This is a genomic window from Burkholderia sp. BCC0097 (assembly GCF_902832985.1).
Taxonomy (GTDB): Bacteria; Pseudomonadota; Gammaproteobacteria; order Burkholderiales; family Burkholderiaceae; genus Burkholderia; species Burkholderia orbicola.
This window is the reverse complement of the sequence record NZ_CADFDM010000004.1, coordinates 556171-574697: the sequence shown is the minus strand read 5'-3', so window position 1 is coordinate 574697 and position 18527 is coordinate 556171. Positions and strand designations below refer to the sequence as shown.

The 18527-nt window shown below is 68.6% G+C and carries 16 protein-coding genes; 10 read left to right on the top strand and 6 right to left on the bottom strand.

Going from position 1 to position 18527, the window contains the following annotated elements:
* Positions 1-4: 4 nt before the first annotated feature.
* Positions 5-751, bottom strand: coding sequence for an SDR family oxidoreductase (locus HWX07_RS16325; RefSeq protein ID WP_175876929.1), 747 nt, complete (start codon positions 749-751; stop codon positions 5-7).
* A 245-nt stretch (positions 752-996) separates the two neighbouring features.
* Here HWX07_RS16325 and HWX07_RS16320 point away from each other — a divergent pair, with 245 nt between their 5' ends.
* Positions 997-2076 carry a DUF1176 domain-containing protein gene (locus HWX07_RS16320; RefSeq protein ID WP_175876928.1) on the top strand — a complete coding sequence of 360 codons (1080 nt, stop codon included), beginning with the start codon at positions 997-999 and terminating at the stop codon, positions 2074-2076.
* Between the two features lie 189 nt (positions 2077-2265).
* Positions 2266-3606, top strand: a complete 1341-nt coding sequence (locus tag HWX07_RS16315; RefSeq protein ID WP_175876927.1) for an MFS transporter — start codon at positions 2266-2268, stop codon at positions 3604-3606.
* An 11-nt stretch (positions 3607-3617) separates the two neighbouring features.
* Here HWX07_RS16315 and HWX07_RS16310 read toward each other — a convergent pair whose 3' ends face one another.
* Positions 3618-4628 (bottom strand): 3-hydroxybutyryl-CoA dehydrogenase, encoded by a 1011-nt coding sequence (locus tag HWX07_RS16310; protein ID WP_175876926.1) that lies wholly within the window; start codon positions 4626-4628, stop codon positions 3618-3620.
* Positions 4625-5731 carry an NAD/NADP octopine/nopaline dehydrogenase family protein gene (locus HWX07_RS16305; protein WP_175876925.1) on the bottom strand — a complete coding sequence of 369 codons (1107 nt, stop codon included), beginning with the start codon at positions 5729-5731 and terminating at the stop codon, positions 4625-4627. The genes HWX07_RS16310 and HWX07_RS16305 overlap by 4 nt, the downstream gene beginning before the upstream one ends.
* A 149-nt stretch (positions 5732-5880) precedes the next feature.
* Between HWX07_RS16305 and HWX07_RS16300 the strand changes: the two genes are divergently transcribed.
* Positions 5881-6855 carry an AraC family transcriptional regulator gene (locus HWX07_RS16300; protein ID WP_175876924.1) on the top strand — a complete coding sequence of 325 codons (975 nt, stop codon included), beginning with the start codon at positions 5881-5883 and terminating at the stop codon, positions 6853-6855.
* Positions 6852-7889, top strand: coding sequence for a LysR family transcriptional regulator (locus HWX07_RS16295; protein WP_175876923.1), 1038 nt, complete (start codon positions 6852-6854; stop codon positions 7887-7889). Before HWX07_RS16300 ends, HWX07_RS16295 begins: the two co-directional genes overlap by 4 nt.
* A 38-nt stretch (positions 7890-7927) precedes the next feature.
* Here HWX07_RS16295 and HWX07_RS16290 read toward each other — a convergent pair whose 3' ends face one another.
* A complete protein-coding gene (locus HWX07_RS16290; RefSeq protein WP_175808264.1) occupies positions 7928-9046 on the bottom strand; it encodes a porin in 1119 nt (372 codons plus the stop codon).
* A 410-nt stretch (positions 9047-9456) separates the two neighbouring features.
* Here HWX07_RS16290 and HWX07_RS16285 point away from each other — a divergent pair, with 410 nt between their 5' ends.
* Positions 9457-10860, top strand: coding sequence for an MFS transporter (locus tag HWX07_RS16285; RefSeq protein ID WP_175876922.1), 1404 nt, complete (start codon positions 9457-9459; stop codon positions 10858-10860).
* A 214-nt stretch (positions 10861-11074) separates the two neighbouring features.
* Entirely contained in the window at positions 11075-12055 is a 981-nt protein-coding gene (locus HWX07_RS16280) for a PDR/VanB family oxidoreductase (RefSeq protein ID WP_175876921.1), read from the top strand.
* Positions 12056-12189: 134 nt separating this feature from the next.
* On the opposite strand, the gene HWX07_RS16275 is transcribed toward HWX07_RS16280, so the two are convergent.
* Positions 12190-13107 carry a LysR family transcriptional regulator gene (locus HWX07_RS16275; RefSeq protein ID WP_175808261.1) on the bottom strand — a complete coding sequence of 306 codons (918 nt, stop codon included), beginning with the start codon at positions 13105-13107 and terminating at the stop codon, positions 12190-12192.
* A gap of 140 nt (positions 13108-13247) precedes the next feature.
* On the opposite strand from HWX07_RS16275, the gene HWX07_RS16270 reads away from it, so the two are divergent.
* The 3 genes from HWX07_RS16270 (at position 13248) to HWX07_RS16260 (ending at position 15540) form a co-directional block, all read left to right on the top strand.
* The gene (locus tag HWX07_RS16270; RefSeq protein ID WP_175876920.1) at positions 13248-14531 is read left to right on the top strand and encodes an aromatic ring-hydroxylating dioxygenase subunit alpha; all 1284 of its coding nucleotides are present in this window, start codon (positions 13248-13250) and stop codon (positions 14529-14531) included.
* On the top strand, positions 14528-15031 hold the full coding sequence (locus HWX07_RS16265; RefSeq protein WP_175876919.1) for an aromatic-ring-hydroxylating dioxygenase subunit beta: 504 nt from the start codon (positions 14528-14530) through the stop codon (positions 15029-15031). Before HWX07_RS16270 ends, HWX07_RS16265 begins: the two co-directional genes overlap by 4 nt.
* A gap of 122 nt (positions 15032-15153) precedes the next feature.
* Positions 15154-15540, top strand: a complete 387-nt coding sequence (locus tag HWX07_RS16260; RefSeq protein ID WP_053526569.1) for a 2-hydroxymuconate tautomerase family protein — start codon at positions 15154-15156, stop codon at positions 15538-15540.
* A gap of 50 nt (positions 15541-15590) precedes the next feature.
* Here the strand turns inward: HWX07_RS16260 and HWX07_RS16255 are convergent, their stop codons facing one another.
* Positions 15591-17138: an ATP-binding protein gene (locus tag HWX07_RS16255; RefSeq protein WP_175876918.1), complete on the bottom strand. Its 1548-nt coding sequence runs from the start codon at positions 17136-17138 to the stop codon at positions 15591-15593.
* A 149-nt stretch (positions 17139-17287) separates the two neighbouring features.
* Here HWX07_RS16255 and HWX07_RS16250 point away from each other — a divergent pair, with 149 nt between their 5' ends.
* The gene (locus tag HWX07_RS16250) at positions 17288-18481 is read left to right on the top strand and encodes an acyl-CoA dehydrogenase family protein (protein ID WP_175876917.1); all 1194 of its coding nucleotides are present in this window, start codon (positions 17288-17290) and stop codon (positions 18479-18481) included.
* The last annotated feature ends 46 nt before the right edge of the window (positions 18482-18527 follow it).

Genomic DNA, 18527 nt, shown 5'->3' with positions numbered 1-18527 from the left:
AGGCTCAAAGCTGCGACGCCCCGCCGTCGACGACCAGCTCGGTGCCGACGACGAACGACGATTCGTCGCTGGCGAGATAGAGCGCCGCGTACGCGATGTCGTCGGCGTGGCCCATGCGGCCCACCGGAATCGCTTCGGCGAATTCGGCCTTGCGGTCGCGCACCCATTCGTCGGGCTTGCCCCACTTCCAGAGCAGCGGCGTATCGATCGCGCCGGGCGCGATCGCGTTGAAGCGGATTTTCCGGTCGAGAAATTCGTACGACCAGCTGCGGGCCAGCGAGCGCACGGCGGCCTTCGCCGCGGCGGTCAACGAGATGCCATGCTTGCCGGTCTGCGCGACGAACGAGGTATTGAGGATCACCGAAGAACCTTCGCGCAAATACGGCAGCGCCGCTTGAAGCGTGAACACCACACCCTTGACGTTGACGTCCATGATGTCGTCGTAGAGCGTGTCGTCGATGTCGTTGACGGCGGACGGGAAAGCCCAGCCGGCATTGGCGAATACCACGTCGAGACCGCCGAACCTCTCGTTAACCTCGCCGGCAATCGCGCGCATGTCGTCGAGCGACCGCACATCGCCCTTGAGCACGACCGCATGCTCGCCGAGCTCCGCCTTCACGCGCTCGAATACGCTTTCGTCGCGCCCCGTCACCGCGACGCGCGCGCCTTCTGCAATGAACAGCTTCGCGGTGGCCAGACCGATGCCGCTGGTGCCGCCCGTGATCAACGCCGATTTGTTCCTGAGTCGCATTTTCCGTTCCTTTTCATGTGGTGGTTGACCAGGCCGGATAGGCAACGCGTCATCGCGTTTGCATGCGGGTTCCGGCTTGATCGTTCATGTGAAGTATGGAACGGGACGTAAATGGCTCAAAGGTCGTATAACCCTCGAAAAGCGTCATCTTCTGCGAGTGGGTGCGGCGTCGGCACAGATCATTTGCGGTACGGCAGTTGCGTTACGATGCACGTCATCCCCCAACTCCGCAGACGCAGAAGGACATGAGAAATCGTCCCGTCAAGGCAAGCGTCGTAGTCGTTGCGCTTTTCGCGATCGCAACTGCCCCGCTCATTGCCAATGCAGCACCTCCTCAGCAGGTCAACGCGCCGAGCTACGATACCTACAAGTCATGGCTGGTCGCCTGCGACAACGGCCTGACCTGCGAGGCGAAGGGTTTCGCGAGCGGTGGTGAAACCGGCATGGACTTGCGCTTCATTCGCGCGGCCGGACCGGACGGCTCACTTGAAGCGCGCCTGAGCGGCGGCCCCGACATCGATCTCGATGACCTGCGTGTCGACGGCGCGCCATTGCGGCTGGAAGCTTCGGCGTGGCACCTGAACACCAATCGCGTCGACAATCAGACGACGTTGTCGACAACCCAGCCGGCCGCCATAGCCGCCTTCGTGTCCCGGCTTCGCAACGGCAAGAAGCTGCAGATCGGTTCGGATGCGAGCGCTTATATTCCGCTCGACGGCATGGTTGCCGCCCTCTTGCGCATCGACGATCGGCAGGGGCGCATCGGCGGTGTAACCGCATTGATCCGCAAAGGCCCCACTCCCGCATCGCAGGTCGCACCCGCCCCTTCGTTGCCGGTCGTCCCGACCCGGAAGATCGCCCCGCAATTGTCCGATCGAGAGGCCGCAACCCTGATCGCACGCGCGAAACGTATCCGGGACGCCAGTGACTGCGACGAGAATGCGTCGAAGTATCTCGAAGAAGCGGCGTATGCCCTCGATGCACGAAAGGCGCTGGTATTTCTTCCGTGCATTCAGGGCGCCTACCAGGGATCGTCCCATGTGTTCATCGCCCAGCGTACGGGTAACGTAGCGCCGGAGCCCGTCAAGCTGAGCGATCCAGGCGGAGGCGTTCTGGGTAACCTGCTTTTCGAACCGGGCTTTGATCCGGCTACCGGCACCTTGTCGACTTTCGGCAAAGGGCGCGGGCTGGCCGATTGCGGGTTTCGCACCGAATGGATCTGGGATGGCCAGGCATTTCAGTTGTCGTCGTCGGCCCGGCAGGAAACGTGTGGTGGTGCTGAACCGGGTGACTGGCCCACACTCTATCGGTCGCGACGGAAGTAAGGTGGCCATCGGCTGCGGTAACGGGCCGCGGCGAGCACTGGCACGGCCCCTCGCGCCCCGACCATCATTTGCGGGAGTGATGACACTCCCCTTTTTCTGCGGATTTGACCGGGGAGCGGCGGGCCGACAACACTAGCCCGCAGTGCCGCACGAGACGGCACGCGCCCGCCTCCCCTTCAGAGTTCCGCCATGTACCCGACCGACACCGTGCAATCCCCGAGCGCCGCTGCCGCGCCGCTCGCCGACCGGCAGCTACGCCGGATCGTCATCGCCTCCGTCGCCGGCAACGCGATGGAGTGGTACGACTTCTTCGTGTACGGCACGGCCGCGGCGCTGGTGTTCGGCCACGTGTTCTTCCCGCCCGGCGCATCGCCGCTCGCCGGCAGCCTCGCCGCCTTCGCGGCGTTCGCGCTCGGCTTCGTCGCGCGACCGCTCGGCGGGATCGTGTTCGGCCACGTCGGCGATCGCTACGGGCGCAAGGCATCGCTCGTCTGGACGCTGCTGATCATGGGCGCGTCGACCTTCGCGATCGGCCTGCTGCCAACCTATGCGCAGATCGGCCTGTGGGCGCCGGCCGCGCTCGTCGTGCTGCGCCTGCTGCAGGGCATCGCGTCCGGCGGCGAATGGGGCGGCGGCGTGCTGATGATCAGCGAGAACGCGCCGCCCGAGCAGCGCGGCTACTACGCGGCGTGGAGCCAGCTCGGCGTGGGCGGCGGCTTCGTGCTGTCGTCGGCCGCGTTTCTCGCCGCGCAGGCGCTGCCGGACGACGCGTTCCGCACGTGGGGCTGGCGGCTGCCGTTCCTCGCGAGCGTCGCGATCTTCGCGATCGGCATCTATATCCGCCGCCATCTGCCGGAAAGCCGCGACTTCGAGCAGGCCGGCAAGCGCGGCGCGCACGCGCATTTGCCGATCGTCGAGTGCATCCGCCGCCACCCGAAGGAAATTCTGCTCGCGATGGGGCTGCGCGTGGCCGAGAACGGCGGTGCGTACATCTTCCTCGCGTTCTCGCTCGTCTACGGCAAGTACGTCGGGATTCCGAACGGCACGATGCTGACCGGCGTGATGATCGCGATGATCGTCGAGATGGGCGCGATGCTCGCCTGGGGCCGGCTGTCCGACCGGATCGGCCGCAAGCCCGTGTACCTGATCGGCGCGCTGAGCCTCGTCGCGTGCGCGTTTCCGTTCTTCTGGCTGCTCGATACGCGCGTGACGCCGCTCGTATGGCTCGCGTTGACGATCGGCACGGCGGTGAGCCACGGCGCGATGATCGGTACGCTGCCGGCGCTCGTCGGCGAGCTGTTCAGCACCGAAGTGCGCTATTCGGGCGTCGCGCTCGGTCACGAAGTCGCGTCGATCTTCGCGGGCGGGATGTCGCCGCTGATCGCGACCGCATTGCTCGCGCGCTATCACGCGTCGTGGCCGGTGTCGCTGTTCCTCATCGCGCTCGGCCTCGTCACGGTCGCGACGCTGTGCGTGATGCGCGAGACGCGCATCACGCCCGCCGACGGTTCGCGCCGCGACCCGGCATGAGCGCGCGACGCTCAGCGCCCGGCGTCGCGCCGCGCGCTGTCGAACGCCGGCGCCAGCCCGAGATGGTCGAGCAGCCGCGCGAATGCACCGAGCCGCTGGCGCATGTACGCGGGCACGTCGACCGCCGCATAGTCGTGGAAGCCGGCACCCGTGCGCACGCCGTCGCGCCCGGCTTCCATGTTGCGCACGACGCTCGCGGCCGGCGCGAAGCGCGGGCCGATCTCGCCGGCCAGGTACCGCGACGCGTAGTACAGGATGTCGCAACCGCCCCAGTCGATGAATTCGAGCAGCCCGAGCACCGCGAAGCGCGGGCCGAAGCCGGTGCGGATCGCGGTGTCGATGTCCTCGGCGCTGGCCACGCCTTCCTCGACCATCCGCGCGGCCTCGTTCATCGCGAGCGCCTGGATGCGCGGCACGATGTAGCCGGGCGCCGGCCCGCAGATCACCGGCTTCTTGCCCACACGCTCGAGCAGCGCCGCGAGCGCGTCGACGACGGTTTGATCCGTTGCATCGCTGCGGCTGACCTCGACGAGCGGCATCAGCAGCGCGGGGTTCAGCCAGTGCGCGTTCAGCATTCGCGCCGGGTGCGCGACGTGGCGCTGCAATTCGGTGACGACGAACGTCGACGTGGTCGACGCGATCGTTGCGTGCGCATCGACGTGTCGACCAAGCCAGCGCAGCGCGTCGGCCTTTGCATCGAGCACTTCCGGGAGCGCCTCGAACACGATGTCGGCATCGCGCACCGCATCGGCCGCGCCCTCCCGCGCCACCAGCGCGATGCGCGCGACGACGGCATCCGCCTGCACGGTGTCGATGCGGCCCAGCGCGACCTGCGCATGCAGCGGCCGGATGATCTCGTCGCGTGTGCGCACGTCGAACGCGTGCCGGCCGGCCGCATCGCGCGGCTTGAAGTCGATCAGCGTCACGTCGAGGCCCGCGAACGCGAACACGAGCGCGATGCCCTGCCCCATCCGGCCCGCGCCGAGCACGTGGATGCGCGTCACATCGGCGGCGGCCTTCATGCCGAATACCCCGCGTCGAGCAGCGCGCGCAGCGCATCCTTCGACAGCGCCGCGAGCCCGAGCCGCTCCAATGTGCGCCCTTCCGCATACAGGTCGCGCACCGCGACCGCACTCGCGATGCTCAGCAGCCCCTGCGCGACGGGCGTCGGCACGCCGGCCCAGCGCCCGCACGACACGATGAACGACAGCCCGAGCCGGGTGTCCTCGAGCATGTAGCGATGCGTGCGCAGATCGATCTTCTCGCGCCAGTCGCCGCTATCGGTCAGCTTGCCGTGCGCGCCACGCCCGTACATCCACTCGTCGCCGTCGGTTGCGTAGTGATCGGCGAGCGGGAAATGCGGCGCACGGTAGCCGAGTGCTTCGCGCACCGCGATGCGTTCGGCGTCGAGCGCGTTCGTCACGCGGCGGATCGACGGCTGCGTGCCTTCGTTGTGGATGTCCCACGCGTCGAAGTGTTCGAGCGGCCCGGCGTTCATCAGGATCAGCGGCGGATGGATCACGGGGCCCGCGTTCATCAGCGCACCGGACAACGCATCCTCGACCGGCTCGACCGACGGATACCCCGCGCGCAGCACGTCGAACGCCCAGCCGGCCGCGTTCGCCGGCCACACGCCGGTCGGCAGGCGCGTCGCGTATGCGCTGATCACGACGTCGTTGTCGCCATGCTTGCGCACCAGGTACGGCAGCGTGCCGGTTTCGGCAAACGCGACGCGCGCACGGTTGCCGGCGTCGGCGGCCGCGCGGGCGAACACGACGCTGCCGAACGTGCCGGGCGGCAGGAACACGACCTGGCCATCCGCCAGCAGCGGCGCGACCCGCGCGGCGAGCGCGTCGTGCGAGGTGGCCGGCAGCGGCACCACCACGAGCCGCGCGCCGCGCAGCGCGGCGGCGAGATCGTCGGTCAGGCGGATCGCGCCCGGCGCATCGCCGAGCGGCATGGCCCGCTTGCCGCGATAGTCGGTGACGTTCAGCACGCCAAGCTCGCGCAGCCGCTCATGCGGCTCGCGATCGCGCCGCCACCACGTCACGTCGTGGCCTTTTTCGAGCAGGTCGATGGCCGCCGCATGGCAGCCGTGGCCGCCGCCCAGAACACATACCTTCATCGTTTTCTCCCGGTGATCGAGTATGTCCGAGACTACGCGGGCACTTGCACCGCGTCGCTTCAAAACGCGCAACGGCGCGCCCGTTCGCGCAACGCAATCGCGGTGCGGCGGATGCCGCCGCGCCCCTGCATCCGTCACGAGGTCTACGAATGGACATCGCCCTCTCCCGCCATGCGCCGAACCGGCTCGGCACGCTGCAGGCGCCCGACGAAGTCGAACGCGCGGTCGCGCACCGGCTCGGGCCGCACCGGATGGCCGCGGCCGGCCGCGATCCGTTTCACGCGGAGCTGTACGAAGTGCCGCTGCATCACGGCGCGCTGCTCGAACTCTGCTACGGCCGCGAAACGCGCATCGAGTTCGGCGACGACGCCGATCACTTCCTGTTCCGGCTGACGCTCGCCGGTGCGTGCGAACTGCAGGCCGGCAACGTCATCGCGCGCGCCGGCCCCGGCGCGCTGACCGTATCGTCGCCCGCGCTTCCGAGCCGTCTGCGCACGAGCCCCGATTGCCGCAACCTCGTGCTGCGGCTCGAACGCGGCGCGCTCGAGCGCAAGTTGCAGGACATGCTGCGCGTGACGCTCACGCGGCCGCTGCAATTCGATCTCGCGGCCGGCGGCGCCGGCGCGGGCGCCGCGCTCGTACGGCCGACCTTCGAATACCTGTGCCGGCTCGGCGCGCATCCGGGCATCGGCACGGTGTCGCCGGTGTTCGGCGCCGACCTCACCGCATGGCTGATGTCGCTGCTGCTCACACACCTGCCGCATTCGTACAGCGACGCGTTGCTGCGCGGCACACCGCCGCTGCCCGCGCACGTGCGGCGTGCTTGCGCTCACGTCGACGCGCACCTCGGCGAACCGCTAGCGCTCGCCGCGCTGGCGGCCGTCGCGGGCGTCGCGCCGCGCACGCTGCAGCATGCGTTCCGCGCGTTCCTGCACACCACGCCGGCCGCGTACGTGCGCGAACGCCGGCTCGCCGCCGTGCACGCGGCCCTGCAACGCGGCGACGCGCGCAGCGTGACCGACGTGCTGATCGCGCACGGCATCCATGGCTTCGGCCATTTCGCGAAGGCGTATGCGCGGCGTTACGGCCACGCGCCTTCCGTCACCGCGAGGCAGACACGATGACGCTCTCCGCTCCTGGCCGGCCGACGGGCCCGTTCCGCCCCGAACCGGCGCCGCACGACAGCGACTCCACCGACGGCCTGCGCGTGCAGGATCTCGATCTCAACCTGCTGAAGACGTTTCGCGCGGTGTATGAAGCGCGGCACGTCGGCCGCGCGGCGCTGCGGCTCGGCGTCACGCAGCCGTCGGTGAGCTACGCGCTCGGCCGGCTGCGGCTGATGTTCCGCGACGCGTTGTTCGTGCGCACCGGCACCGGCGTCGAGCCGACGCCGCGCGCGCAGCGGCTCGCGATCTCGGTCGACAAGGCGCTCGCGATCCTGCAGGACTTGCTCGACGAAGGCTCGCGCTTCACGCCCGACAGCACGCAACGCGTGTTCCGCCTGCACATGAGCGATTTCGCGGCAAGCGCGTTCCTGCCGACACTGCTCGCCGCGTTCGACCGGCGCGCGCCGGGCGCCGTGATCGAGACGCTGCACGTCGACGAATGCCAGCTGAACGTCGCGCTCGAATCGGGGCGCATCGACTTCGCGCTCGGGCATTTCGCCGATGCGTCGAGCCACTTCCAGCGCACCGCGCTGCTGCACGAGCGCTGCGTGCTCTTGATGCCGCGCCGCACCGCGCAGCGCGTCGGGCTGCCCGACGATTTCGTGCTCGACGGCGCGGCGCCCGACGCGCTGCGCTTCGTCGCCGTCACGTCGCATCCACAGTCGATGCAACTGCTCGAACGGCACGAACTGATGCCGCGGGTACGCGCGGCGCTACCCGACTTTCTGGTAGTGCCGGCGCTGTTGCAGGACGGCGACTACGCGCTGATCCTGCCGGAGACGATCGCGATCACGTTCGCGGCACGCCAGCCGTGCGTGCTTTACGAGATCGCCGGCGCCGGCGAATGGCCCGTCAACGCGTACTGGCACCGCCGCTTCGATGCCGACCCCGGCCATCGCTGGCTGCGTGCGCTGCTGCTCGAGCTGTTCAATATCGGCGAGCAGGCGCCGTTCGACGCATGGCTCGCGCCGCAGCCGCCCGCCTGCGCGTAGCGGCGCGAGCGGACACGGGTGCGGGCTCGCCGAGACGCTCAGAACGACGTGAGGATGCCCGCGACGAGCGAACTCGCGGTCGCGCCCGGCTTGGCCACCGCAACGCCGCCGCCTGCCGCGCCGTTGACGACGAAGCGGGCATGCGCACCGTTGCGTACCATCGCGGCGCCCGTGTACAGCACCGTGCGCTTCGACAGCGGATAGTCGAAACGAATGCCGTACGAATCGGCATTGCCGTCGCTGTCGGCCACCTTCCGGTAATGGCCGACGCTCAGCAGCAGCGACGCACGCCCGATCGGCACCGTCGCGCTGAGTTCCATGATGTCGCTGTGCGGATAGGCGCTCTGGCTGTCGATCGCGGTGGCGACATCGGGGCCGCCGCGATGGCGCAGGTACAGCGCGGCCACCTTCACGACGTTGAAGTCGTACGAAATCGCGCCGAGCGTGTAGTTGCCGTTCGCGGCCGTGCTCGTGGCGCCGAGCGCCGATGCGGCTACCGGGCTGAACTTCTGCTGCATGTAGTCGACGTCGACCGACAGCCCGCCGCGCACGTAGTTGATGCCCGCGCCGTACGTATCGCCGAGCGTCGCCGGTTGCCCGGCCGCGCCATTGGCGCCGCGCGCGGCCATCGCGCGCAGCAGGAAGCCCGCGTAGCGCGGCGACGTGTAGCGCATCGAGTTCCGTACGCGCAGGAACGCGGGCCCGACGAAGTTGTTGGTCGCGTTGCCCCACGCGAGCCCCGCGCCGAGCCCCGGCAGGCTGTACGTGACGAGCGTGGTATGCAGGATCGTGTAGAGCTCGCCGAACTGCACGCCGCCGAACGGCCCCGTGATGCCGACCCACGCTTCGCGACCGAACAGCGCGCTGCTGTTCGACAACGCGCCGCTCGCCGCGTTGAAACCGTCCTCGAGCTTGAAGATCGTCGCGTAGCCGCCGCCGAGATCCTCGACGCCCTTCAGCCCCCACTGCGACGCCCACAGGTTGCCGCTGCCCATGCGCGTCACGTGGTTCGGCCCGGCGTTCGCGTATTCGATCGCGGTGTCGATGCGGCCGTAAAGCGTCACGCTCGATTGCGCGGCGGCAGGCTGCGCCATGCATGCGAGCAGCGCGGCAAGCGGTACGGCAAGCCGGAGGGCCCGCCCGTTCGGTTGGTTCATGTTCGTCGTCCCGTGGAAGTGCCGGCGCCGGTCGGCCTCGCGCCGTGTGGTGTGAAGCGCGTTCGCCACGAAGGGCCAACGCCGCCGATAAAAAACGGGCCGAGTCTAGAAACGACAATTTCGGACGTCGACGCAATGCGCTCTATAACGCTTATAGATGTGCCGCATGACGCGCGCGGGCCCCGCCGCACGCGCGCCGCGCGGCGGCTCGCGCGCACGGTCTCGGTGTTTTCTTTATCCGGGTCGGTAAATGTCCGTGTGGCGCGGCTGTCACTCCGGCTATGGCGGCCGAATTTGGCCGACTACGCTGCGTTTCCGATCGTGTCACCCACACGCTTTCGCGCCGCGACGGCGCCCGGCCCGCCAGGCCGATGCCGCGCTTTTCCACCGCCCGCTCCTGGAGAACCCGCATGTCCGCATCCACGGCCCGCGCTGCCGACGGCAAGCGCTATACGTACGAATGGTATGTCGTCGTCATCTGCATGCTCGCGTACATCTTCTCGTTCGTCGACCGGCAAGTCCTCGTGCTGATGATCGAGCCGATCAAGCGCGACCTGCATCTGTCCGACACGCAGTTCAGTCTGCTCAACGGCTTCGCGTTTTCGCTGTTCTATGCGGTGATGGGGCTGCCCGTCGCGTATCTCGCCGACCGCTATGCGCGCCCGCGCATCATCTCGATCGGCATCGCGCTGTGGAGCGTCGCGACCGCCGCGTGCGGGATGAGCCAGCACTTCGTGCACATGTTCGTCGCGCGGATGGGGGTGGGCGTCGGCGAGGCCGCGCTGTCGCCCGGCGCGTATTCGATGCTCGCCGACTACTTCCCGAAGGAGAAGCTCGGACGCGCGATCGCCGTGTATTCGCTCGGCTCGTTCATCGGCGGCGGCATCGCGTTCCTGATCGGCGGCTACGTGATCGCGCTGCTCAAGCATGCGAGCGCATTCACGCTGCCGATCGTAGGTCAAGTGCATGCGTGGCAGGTCACGTTCCTGATCGTGGGGCTGCCGGGAATCCTCGTCGCGCTGCTGTTCGCCGCGACCGTGCGCGACCCGCAGCGCAAGGGGCTCGCGCAGGATTGCTCGGGCGCCGTGCGGCGCGTGTCGATGCGCGATTCGCTGCGCTTCGTCGGCACGCACCGCGCGACCTTCGCGTGCCATTACCTCGGTTTCTCGTTCTACGCGATGGCGCTGTACTGCCTGCTGAGCTGGACGCCCGCGTTCTATATCCGCCGCTTCGGGATGACGGCCGTCGAAGCCGGCTACACGCTCGGCATCGTGCTGCTGGTCGCGAACACGGCCGGCGTGTTCTGCGGCGGCTGGCTCAACGACTGGCTGCTGCGGCGCGGCCGCGGCGATGCGCCGATGCGTGCCGGCGCGATCGGCGCCGCGTGCATGGTGATCCCCGCGACGCTGTTCACGCAGCTCGACAGCCTCCCGGCGTCGCTCGCGATGCTGGTCGTCGCGATGTTCTTCGCGTCGTTCCCGATGCCGACGTCGACCGCCGCGATGCAGACGCTCGCGCCGAACCAGATGCGCGCGCAGATCTCAGCGCTGTTCCTGCTGGTATCGAACCTGATCGCGCTCGGGATCGGCACGACCGTCGTCGCGCTGTTCACCGATCGCGTGTTCGGCGCGCCGGCCGCGGTCGGTCATTCGATGTCGATCGTCAACGTCGCGGCGGCCACGCTCGCCGCGCTGCTGCTCGCCGCCGGCTGTCGCCACTATCGCCGCAGCCTCGAGCGCGAACGCGGTCATGCGGCGGCATCGGCTTCGGCTGACGCGGCCGTCGACGGCGGCAACGCTATTGCCGCTCGCTGAAGTCGCGCGGTTCACCGATCGCGTGGCCGGCGCACCGGCCGCGCGATCGCCGCATCGCCGACCGGCGACAATCGGCACGCCACCATCATCCACCCCACTTATTTCATCATCGCTTTTTAATCGATTTGATTTATGCGATGCGCGTCCCTATTCTCGATCGCATGACGGCGCGGGGCTCTGCCGCGCCGCTTTCCTCCACCCCACGGAATTTCCCATGCAAGCGAACCGCCATCAGGTCCGGATCGATGCGCTGATCGACGCGGCGCAGGACATCCGCTGTTTCCGGGTCTCGCGCGTCGACGGCCAGCCGTTCGACGCGTACGAACCGGGCGCCCATATCGACGTCACCGCGCCGTGCGGCATCACGCGGCAATACTCGCTGTGCGGCAACCCCGACGAGCGCGGCAGCTATCTGTTCGCGGTGAAGAAGGAAGCGCAGTCGCGCGGCGGCTCGCGTTCGCTGCACGACGACGTGAGCGTCGGCGCCGAGTTGTCGATCGGCACGCCGCGCAACCTGTTTCGTCTGACCGATGACGCGAGCGAGCACGTGCTCATCGCGGCCGGCATCGGCATCACGCCGCTGCTGTCGATGGCGTATGCGCTGCACAAGCGCGGCGCGCGCTACCGGTTGCATTACTTCGCACGCAGCCGCGAGCATGCCGCGTTCGTCGACGCATTGTCGGCCGAACCGTTCGCGTCGCACGTGACGTTCCATTACGGCGTCGAGCCCGATGCGCTCGCGGCCGAACTGCGCCGCTGCGTCGAATCGATCGACCCGACAGCGCATGTCTATACGTGCGGCCCCGGCCCGTTCATGGATGCCGTCGTCACGGCCGCGGCCGAGCGAATCCCGGAAGACGCGATTCATCTCGAACGCTTCGCGGCGGAACCGTCCGAGGCCGTCACCGCCGCGAATGCCGCCCCGGCGAAAGGCTTCGAAGTACGCCTGCAACGCAGCGGCCAGTCGGTGCGCGTCGCCCCCGATACGTCGATCGTCGACGCGCTCGCGCGAATCGGCATCGAGGTCGATACGTCGTGCGGCGAAGGCGTGTGCGGCACCTGCATGGTGCCGGTGCTCGACGGCGAGCCCGATCACCGCGACCACTGCCTGAGCAAGGCCGAGCGCGCGAGCAACACGGTGATCTGCTGCTGCGTGTCACGTGCGCGCTCGGCGGTGCTCGTGCTCGATCTCTGATGCGCCGAGCGCGCCGCCATGCTGCGCCGCCGATCTAGCGCTTGATTGACGCGCCGATGCACCGGTGCACTGGAGGCCGATGTGAACCGGCGCTGGCGACACGCATCGGCACTCCATCGCGCACCGCCCGACCGTCATTCGTCGAAACGCTCGACGATCTCGGCGAGCAGCGCGCGCATCCACGCGTTGCCCTCGTCCTCGTGGAAGTGCTCGTGCCAGTGCATCGTCACCGGCGCGGGCGGCAGCGTGACCGGCAAGTCGTACAGGCGGAATGCGTTGTCGCGGTTCAGGATCTGCGCGAGCCGCCTCGGCAGCGTCGCATACAGATCGGTGACCGACAGCACACTCGGCAGCGCGACGAAGTGCGGCACCTCGAGCGCGATGTTGCGGCCCACGCCCTGCGCGCGCAACGCGTCGTCGAGCGCGTGGTGGCTGTGCTCGACCGATTTCACGTTGACGTGCGCGGCGCGCACGAACTGCTCGAGACTCAGCGCAGTGGCCGTCGGCAGCCCGCGCCGGCGCCCCGTCATGCACACGTAGGTTTCCTCGAACAGCACCTGGTGGCGCGTGCGCGGCATCAGCTCCGGCAGGTTGCCGATCGCGAAATCGAGCCGGCTCGCGCGCAGTGCTTCCTCGATCTCCTCCACCGGCAGCGGCTGCACGCTCAACGTCACGCGCGGCGCGCGCTCGCGCAGCGCCTGGCAGATCGCCGGCAGGTACGCCATCTCGCCCGCATCCGACAGCGACACCCTGAACGTGCGCGTGCTGGTGGCCGGATCGAAACGCTCCGCGTAGCGCAGCGCGACGCGCACCATGTCGAGCGCCTTGCCGACGATGCTCGCGAGTTCGAGCGCGACGGGCGTCGGCTGCATGCCCGAACGCGTGCGCACGAACAGCGGATCGTCGAACAGCGTGCGCAGCCGGCCGAGCGAATAGCTGACGGCCGGCTGCGACAGCGCAAGCCGCTCGCCGGCCTTCGTCAGGCTGCGTTCCTCGACGATCGCCTGGAATACCCGCAACAGGTTCAGATCGAGATGATCGACCGATGTCATCGTGACCTCCATCATTTGCCGCATTTATTTGATCATCGATTTTAGATCAATTTGACCGATATGTAGCAGAAGACGAGACTGGTCCCCGGACGCTGCGCACGGCGCGGCCCGATTTTCGCGACTCTTTCCCCACGACGACGATGAGCGACATTGCCTACCAGACGATCGACACCCGCGCGTTGCATGGCCTCGCGCAGCCCGACCGCATCGCGCCCGCGATGTATCACGACCCCGCGCTGTTCGAAGCCGAGCTCGAGCGCATCTTCTACCGCACCTGGATCTGGGTCGCGCACGAGAGCGAACTGCCGAAGCCGGGCGACTTCATCACGACGACGATCGGCCGCCAGCCGGTGATCGTCGTGCGCGACAAGACCGGCGAGATCAACGTGCTGCAGAACCGCTGCCGCCATCGCGGCGCGACCGTGTGCGAAGCGCACAAGGGCAACGCGAAGGGCTTCACGTGCCCGTATCACAGCTGGTCGTATGCGCTCGACGGCACGTTGCGCGCGCTGCCGTACGGCGACGGCTACGAAGGCGTGTGCGACAAAGGCGACCTGCCGCTCGTGAAGCTGCGCGTCGGCGTGTACCAGGGGCTGATCTTCGCGAGCTTCAACGATGCGATCGAGCCGCTGGAAGATTTCCTCGGCGGCGCGAAGCCGTGGATCGACCTGTTCATGAAACAGGGCGCCGGCTACCCGATCAAGGCGAACGGCGAACACAAGTTCAAGTTCAAGGGCAACTGGAAGATTCAGCTCGAGAACACCACCGACCTCTACCACTTCCCGGTCGTGCACAAGTCGTGGATGAAGTCGATCGACGACGAGACGGCCGCCGCGATCACGAGCTTCATGACGAGCGAGCATGCGTTCTGCCGCGGGCTGGGCAACGGCCACAGCCTCGCGGTGCTGATGCCCGAGCTGATCGATCTCGACGAGGACGACGGCGCACCGCTACCCGAACGCTTCGCGCCGCTCGCGGCGAAACTCGCCGAACGTCACACGCCCGAAGAGGTGCGCCGCATCGTGCGCTCGCTGATGGGCGTCGGCTTCAACCTGAACCTGTTCCCGAACCTCGCGCTGTCGATGGCGTTCTTCCGCGTGCTGCGGCCGATCTCCGCGAACGAAACCGAGATCCGCCACGTCGCGCTCGCGATGGACGGCGGCCCCGACGAAGCGAACCGCGAGCGGCTGCGCATTCACGAGCACTTCCAGGGCCCGTTCGGCTTCGGCAGCCCCGACGACGCGGAAGCCTGGGAGCGCGTGCAGCGCGGCGCGCATGCGGGCCCCGACGTGCCGATCCTCGTGAATCGCGGGCTGAACCGCGAGACGACCGCCGCGAACGGCGAAAAGACCGCGCATGCGACCGACGAAACCGGCATGCGCGAGGCCTATCAGCAATGGCGCAAGATGATGGAGCAACAGTGATGGACGACCGCAACGCCCTCTTTTCCGAGCAGACCTTCGCCCGCGCGGTCGAATTCGTGTGGCGCGAAGCCGAGATGCTCGACCGCCGCGACTACCGCGCGTGGCTCGACCTGTGGGATCCGGCCGGCCACTACGTGGTGCCGATCGATCCGGACACGACCGATTTCGCGGCGACGCTGAACTACGTGTTCGACGACCAGGACATGCGCGAGAAGCGCGTGCAGCGGATGGTGTCCGGCTATTCGGCGTCCGCCACCGACGCGGCGCGCACGGTGCGTACCGTGTCGCGCTTCACGCTGGAAAGCGGCAGCGCCGATACCGTCGAGCTGAAATCGGCGCAGGTCGTGGTCGCGTACAAACGCGGCGTCGCGACGCTGTTCGCGGCCGACGTCACGCACAAGCTGCACGTCGATGCCGACAGCGAGATACGCATTGCGGAGAAAGTCGTGCGCCTGATCGACTCGACCGAAGCGCTCAGCGCGATCGGCTTCCTGCTGTAAGCCGTGGCCGGTTCACCGTCGCCAACGCAATGGTGAACCGGTCACCTTCACCTTTCGGCGGCGACCGCTTCGCCGTCACTCGCACAACGGTGAGCCAGTCACCTTCACCTTTCCGGACGACCATGCCCACACTCGAAGTTTTCCTGCCGGCCGGCCATGACGACGCGCGCAAGGCCGAGCTGATCGCCCGGCTCAGCCACGCGACCGTCGACGCGATCGGCGCACCGATCGAATCGGTGCGCGTGCTGCTCACCGAACTGCCCGCGACGCATATCGGCCTCGGCGGCCGCAGCGCCGCGGACGGCGCGCCGCCGTCGCTGCCGGTGATCGTCGCGATCCTGATCGCCGGCCGCACCGACGAGCAAAAACGCGCGCTGATCGCCGCGCTGTCCGACGCGGGCGCGAACGTGCTCGACGCGCCGCTGCAGGCCACGCGCGTAATCATCAAGGACATTCCGAACACGGATTTCGGCATCGGCGGCCAGACCGCGCGGGCGCTGGGGCGCTGACCATGCGCCGCGCGTCGCTGCCCCGCCATGACGCGCCGACGCGGTTGCGCTCAACCGTCGGCGAGCGGCAGCGTCACGCGGCAGTCGAGCCCGCCGCCCGCGGCCGGGGTCGCGGCGATCCGCCCGCCGTGGCGCGTGACGATGCTCTTACACAGCGACAACCCGATCCCGTTGCCGCCGGCCTTCGACGACGAGAAGCCGTCGAACAGCCGGTCGTGCGCGCCTTCGGCGATACCGGGCCCGTTGTCGATCGCACGCAGTTGCGCGTGCCCATCGACATTCGCGGTGCCGAGCGTCAGCGTGCGCGACACGCGCTCGCAACCGGCGAACGCCTCGATCGCATTGAACGCGAGATTCAGGATCACCTGCCCGATCAGCACACGCTCGCAGCGGATCGGCAGCGGCGCGTCGGCCTGCACGATCGCGACCGTCACGCCGGCCTCCTTCGCGCGCAGCTCGATGAAGTACGCAACGTCCGCGAGGATGTCGCGCAGATCGGCGCGCGCGACGGCCGGCTCGCGCTTCACGATGAACTCGCGCACGCTCTTGATGATCAGCGCCGCATGCTCGGCCTGCCGGTCCGCGCTGCGCAGCCCCCAGATCGCGTCGTCGACGGCGCCGTTGCCGTTCAGCCGCCGCACCGCGCCTTCGATGAAATTGCGCACCGCTGCGAGCGGCTGGCTCAACTCGTGCGCGATCACGGTCGCCATCTCGCCCATCGCGTTGTAGCGGCCCGCGTATTCGAGCATCCGCGCCTCCGCACGCCGGGCCTCCTCGATCGCGACTTCGTCGCTCACGTCGCGGAACTGCACGAGCAGCCCGTCGAGATCGCCCTCGATCTCGACCTGCCGGCACAGGATGCGCAGCCAGCATGCCGAGCCGTCGCGCCGCACGATCCGGTAGCGCTGCGGCGCGGACGGGCATTCGGACGGTGCGTCGCGCAACTGCGCAATGAGCCGGTCGCGATCGGCCGCGGAGCAGTAGTCGAGCACCTCGCCGAGCGGTTCGTCGGGCGCGAGCCCGAGCACGCGGCGGCCCGACTCGCTGATGAACTGCACGCCGCCGTGCGGCGTCACGACCGCGATCCCTTCGTCGAGATCCTGCATGAACTCGCGCAGCCGCGCCTCGTAGCGGCGCAACTGCTGGCGCACCGCCTCTTCCGCGCTGATGTCGCGGAACTGCACCATCACGACGTCGCGCCCGCGCAGCGGCACGTAGGTCGCGGTGGCCTCGGACAGCATGTCGACGCCCGTACGCGATCGATAGCACCACTCGTACACCTGCGGGCCATCGACGAGCGCACGATCCCACGCGCTCACCGCGATCTCGCGCCGGTACTTCGGCTCGGGGCGCGTCATGTCCGGCGCCTTCAGCGGCAGCAGTTCCTCGACGGAAAAGCCGAGCGCGATGCACGCGGCGCGATTCGCCCACACGATCGCCCGGGTGCGCGCATCGTGCAGCAGCACGCACGTGGTCAGCGCGTCGAGCAGCCGGTGGAAATCGTCTTCGTCGGGAAAACTCATGATCGGATTCGGAGGGAGGCGCGCGGCATCGCGCGGCCGGAAACCCAACATAGCACCGGCGCGCGCCGATCGCATCTGAAGATTTCTTTAGGCGGACACGGAGCGTCACCAGTCGCGCGGCCCAACGCACCAATTGCTGCGTGTTTTCGGCGTTTCTAGACTGGCTGCATCGTCTTGCCCCCCCGCCACCGACACCAGAATCGCCCCATCCCCAGGAGACTTTCATGCCGCAAGCCGCCCTCGCCATCGAATCCGCGCCGACCTCGGCGCCCGCGGTCAGTCCCGCGGCCGGGCAGTTGTCGCCGCTCGACGCGGTAATCGAAACCGTCGCCGCGCGCCGCGAGGAATTCGACCGGCTGTCGCACGTGCCGCGCGACGTGATCGCGCTGTTCAAGCAGGCCGGCATCTATCGCGCGGGCACGCCGCGCCGCTTCGGCGGCGATGCGCTCGCGCCGACCGCGTTCCTCGACATGATCGAACGGATCGCGACCGCCGACGGTTCGGCCGCGTGGGTCGCGAGCTTCGGCTCCGCGAACGTCTACCTCGCCGCGCTGCCGCTCGACACGCAGGCCGAGCTGTACGCGAGCGGCCCCGACCAGGTGTTCGCGGGCGGCCTGTTCCCGGTGCAGCCCGCGCAGGACGCGCCGGGCGGCTGGCGCGTGAACGGCACGTGGAAATTCGCGAGCGGCTGCAAGGGTGCCGACTGGCTCGGCGTCGGCATCGCCGTGCCGGGCGCGCAGGACGCCGCGCCGAACAAGCCGCGCACGGCCGTATTCCGCGCCGCCGACGTCGAGATCGTCGAGAACTGGAGCGTGGTCGGCATGCAGGGCACCGGCAGCCACGACCTGCGCGTGAACGACCGTTTCGTGCCCGAGGCGTGGACCTTCGTGCGCGGCGGCGAACCGACCGTCGACGAGCCGCTGTACCGCTACCCGACCGTCGCGTATGCGGCGCAGGTGCTGGCCGTCGTCAACCTCGGCCTCGCGCGTGCGGCGCTCGACGTCGTGAACCGCATGTCCGGCGGCCGCCAGACGACGACCGGCGCGCCGCGTCTCGCCGATCGCGCGTATTTCCGCATCGAACTCGCGAAGGCCGAAGCGCAACTGCGCTCGGCGCGCGCGTTCTTCTACGACGCGACCGACTCGGTCTGGCAATCGATCCTCGCCGGCAATCCGGTCATGCCCGACCAGGTCAGCCTGCTGCGGCTCGCGGCGACGCAGATCGCGCGCGAAGGCGCGAGCGTCGTCGAACGCGCGTATCGCCTCGGCGGCACGGCGGCGATCTACCGGTCGCATCCGCTGCAGCGGCTGCTGCGCGACGCGATGGTCGTCACGCAGCACGCGTTTCTCGCCGAAGGCAACTTCGACGGTGCGGGCGCGGTATTCACCGGCGTCACGCCGTTTCCCGGCTATCTGTAACCCGCGTCGCGCGACGCTTTAGACGAACGCGCATGAAGCCGAACCC